The organism is Planomonospora algeriensis, from assembly GCF_977012225.1.
On sequence record NZ_CDRNDK010000571.1, the window covers coordinates 1 to 3,514 of the forward strand.

Genomic DNA, 3,514 nt, shown 5'->3' on the forward strand with positions numbered 1-3,514 from the left:
ACCTGGTGCTGGCCGGCCGCCGCGGCCCCGAGGCCGCGGGCGCCGCCGAGCTGGAGGAGGAGCTGACCGGGCTGGGGGCGACCGTGCGGATCGTCGCGTGCGACGCGGCCGACCGGGACGCCCTGGCGGCGCTGCTCGCGCAGATCCCGGCCGAGCACCCGCTGACCGGCGTCTTCAGTACGGCGGGCGTGCTGGACGACGGGATGATCTCCTCGCTCACCCCGGAACGCGTCGCGGCCGTGCTGCGGCCGAAGGTCACGGCGGCCGTCAACCTGCACGAGCTCACCGCCGGACTCGACCTGGCGCGGTTCGTGCTGTACTCGGGCGCGGCCGGCGTGTTCGGCAGCCCGGGCCAGGGCAACTACGCGGCGGCCAACGCCTTCCTGGACGCGCTCGCCCGGCACCGCCGGGCCCGCGGGCAGGCGGCGACGTCGCTGGCCTGGGGCCTGTGGTCGCCGCAGAGCGGCAGCGGGATGACCGGCCACCTGGACGAGGCCGACATCAGCCGGTTGAACAGGTCCGGCATGGGCGCGCTCGACCTGGACCAGGGCCTCGACCTGCTCGACCTCGCCCTGAACGCCGAGCAGGCGGCGCTCGTGCCCATGCGGCTCGACCTCGCCGTGCTGCGGGCGGGCGCTGCGGCCGGCTTCGGACACCCGCTGCTGCGCGGCCTGGTGCGGACCACGGCCCGTCGCGTCGTGGCGGCGGACTCGCAAGAGGCCGAGTCCCTCGCCGACCGGCTGGCGGCCCTTCCCGAAGCCGACCGCACGCCGGCGCTGCTGGAACTGGTACGGAGCCACGTGGCCGCGGTGCTCGGTTTCGCCGGGCCCGAGACCGTGGAACCCGCGCGGGCGTTCAAGGAGATCGGCTTCGACTCGCTGACCGCGGTGGAACTGCGCAACCGCCTCAAGGCGGCCACCGGGCTGCGGCTCCCCGCCTCGCTGATCTTCGACTACCCCAATCCCGCCGCGCTGGCCGGGCACCTGCTGGAAGAGATCGCGCCGCCGGCGCACAGCGCGGAAGAACAGGTTCTGGCCGAGCTCGACCGGATCGAGGCCAGACTGGCCGCCGTCGCGGCCGGGTGCGCGACCCCGGAAGAGGTCACGGCCAGACTCGAGCGGCTGCTCTTCTCCTGGAAGGAGAGGCGGCCGGACTCCGGACCCGCCGAAGAGGACGTGGCCGACCGGCTGGCCGCCGCCACGGCGGACGAGATCCTCAACTTCATCGACAACGAGCTCGGCATCTCCTGAGCCGGCGTAGGCAGTAACGCGAGAGAGGACGGCAGATGGCGACCGAGGCACAGATCGTCGAGTACCTGAAGCGGGTGACGACCGAGCTTCACGACAGCAAGAAGCGCCTGCACGCGGCCGAGGAGCGGGAGCACGAGCCGATCGCCATCATCGGCATCGGCTGCCGCTACCCCGGGGAGATCGAGAGCCCCGAGGACCTGTGGCGGGTCGTGGCCGACCGGACCGACGCCATCTCGGGCTTCCCGGAAGGGCGCGGCTGGGACCTGGAGACGCTCTACAACCCCGACCCCGACGCCTTCGGCACCTCGTACGTCGCCGAGGGCGGGTTCGTGCACGATATCACCGAGTTCGACCCGCAGTTCTTCGGGATCAGCCCGCGTGAGGCCGTCGCCATGGACCCGCAGCAGCGCCTGCTGCTGGAGACCTCGTGGGAGGCGATCGAGCGGGCCGGCATCGACCCGGCCACGCTGCACGGCAGCAGGACCGGCGTGTTCGTGGGCGCCAACAGCCCCGAGTTCCTCACGATGATGACGCAGGCACCGCCGGAGCTGCAGGGCTACCTGATGACCGGCGTCGCCACCAGCGTGGTGTCCGGCCGGATCTCCTACACCCTGGGGCTGGAGGGCCCGGCCGTCACCATCGACACCGCCTGCTCGTCATCCCTGGTCGCGCTCCATCTCGCGGTGCGCGCGCTGCGCAACGGCGACTGCTCGATGGCGCTGGCCGGAGCGGTGACCGTACTGTCGACGCCCGGCACGTTCATCGGCTTCAGCCGGGTGCGCGCGCTGGCCAAGGACGGGCGATCCAAGGCGTTCTCCGCGGCCGCCGACGGCATGGCGCTCGCCGAGGGCGCCGGTGTGCTGCTGGTCGAGCGGTTGTCGGACGCGCGCCGCAACGGCCACCCGGTCCTGGCGGTCGTCCGCGGGTCGGCGATCAACCAGGACGGCGCGAGCAACGGGCTGACCGCGCCGAACGGCCCCTCCCAGCAGCGGGTGATCCGTCAGGCGCTGGCCGACGCCCGGCTCGCGCCCGTCCAGGTCGACGTGGTCGAGGCGCACGGCACGGGCACCGCACTCGGCGACCCGATCGAGGCGCAGGCCATCCTGGCCACCTACGGCCAGGACCGGCCCGAGGACCGCCCGCTCCGGCTGGGCTCGGTGAAGTCGAACATCGGCCACGCGCAGGCCGCCGCCGGTGCCGCCGGGGTCATCAAGATGGTGATGGCGATGCGCAACGGCGTCATGCCCGCCACCCTGCACGCCGAGGAGCCCTCCGACCAGATCGACTGGACGGCGGGCGACGTGGAGCTGCTGACCGAGGCCCGCCCCTGGCCGGCGGGCGCGGAACCGCGCCGGGCGGGAGTGTCCTCGTTCGGCATGAGCGGCACGAACGCGCACGTGGTGCTGGAGGAGGCCCCCGCCGAGGAGGCGGCCGAGGCCGGGACGCCCGCCGAGCTGCCCGAGCTGCCCGTGGTGCCGTGGGTGCTGTCGGCGAAGACGGCCGAGGCGCTCCGGGGGCAGGCCCGGCGGCTGGCCTCGTGGACGGCGGAGCGCGCTGAGCTGCGCGCGGCCGACGTGGCGCATTCGCTGGCGGTGTCACGGTCGGCGTTCGATCACCGGGCGGTGGTGGTGGGGGATCGCGCCGAACTGACGGCGGCCCTGGAACGGCTCGCCTCCGGTGCGGTGTCCGGCGCCGTCGAAGGGACGGCGGGGATCTCGGGCAAGACGGTGTTCGTGTTCCCGGGTCAGGGGTCGCAGTGGCTGGGGATGGGGGTGGAGCTGCTGGAGTCCTCGGTGGTGTTCGCCGAGCGGATGGCCGAGTGCGAGGCGGCGTTGTCGGGGTTCGTGGACTGGTCGTTGACCGGGGTGTTGCGGGGTGAGGCGGGTCAGCCGGGGCTGGACCGGGTGGATGTGGTGCAGCCGGTGTTGTGGGCGGTGATGGTGTCGCTGGCGCAGGTGTGGGTGTCGGTGGGGGTGGTGCCGTCGGCGGTGGTGGGTCATTCGCAGGGGGAGATCGCGGCTGCGGTGGTGGCGGGGGCGTTGTCGCTGGTGGACGGGGCGCGGGTGGTGGCGTTGCGGAGCCGGGCGATCGTGGCGTTGGCGGGGCGGGGCGGGATGGTGTCGGTTCCGTTGCCGGTGGCGGTGGTGGAGGAGGAGTTGGCGGGTTGCGGGGGTCGGGTGTCGGTGGCGGCGGTGAACGGGCCGGCGTCGACGGTGGTGTCGGGTGATGGGGAGGTGCTGGCGGGGTTGCTGGCGGGGTGGGAG

At 73.6% G+C, this 3,514-nt stretch carries 2 protein-coding genes; both read left to right on the forward strand.

The window, feature by feature from the left end:
- Positions 1-1,250 (forward strand): SDR family NAD(P)-dependent oxidoreductase (locus ACWJ6R_RS32575; protein WP_449065900.1); only part of this gene is annotated, 1,250 nt, incomplete at its 5' end.
- A 35-nt stretch (positions 1,251-1,285) separates the two neighbouring features.
- On the forward strand, positions 1,286-3,514 hold a 2,229-nt coding region (locus tag ACWJ6R_RS32580; protein ID WP_449065901.1), incomplete at its 3' end, for a type I polyketide synthase.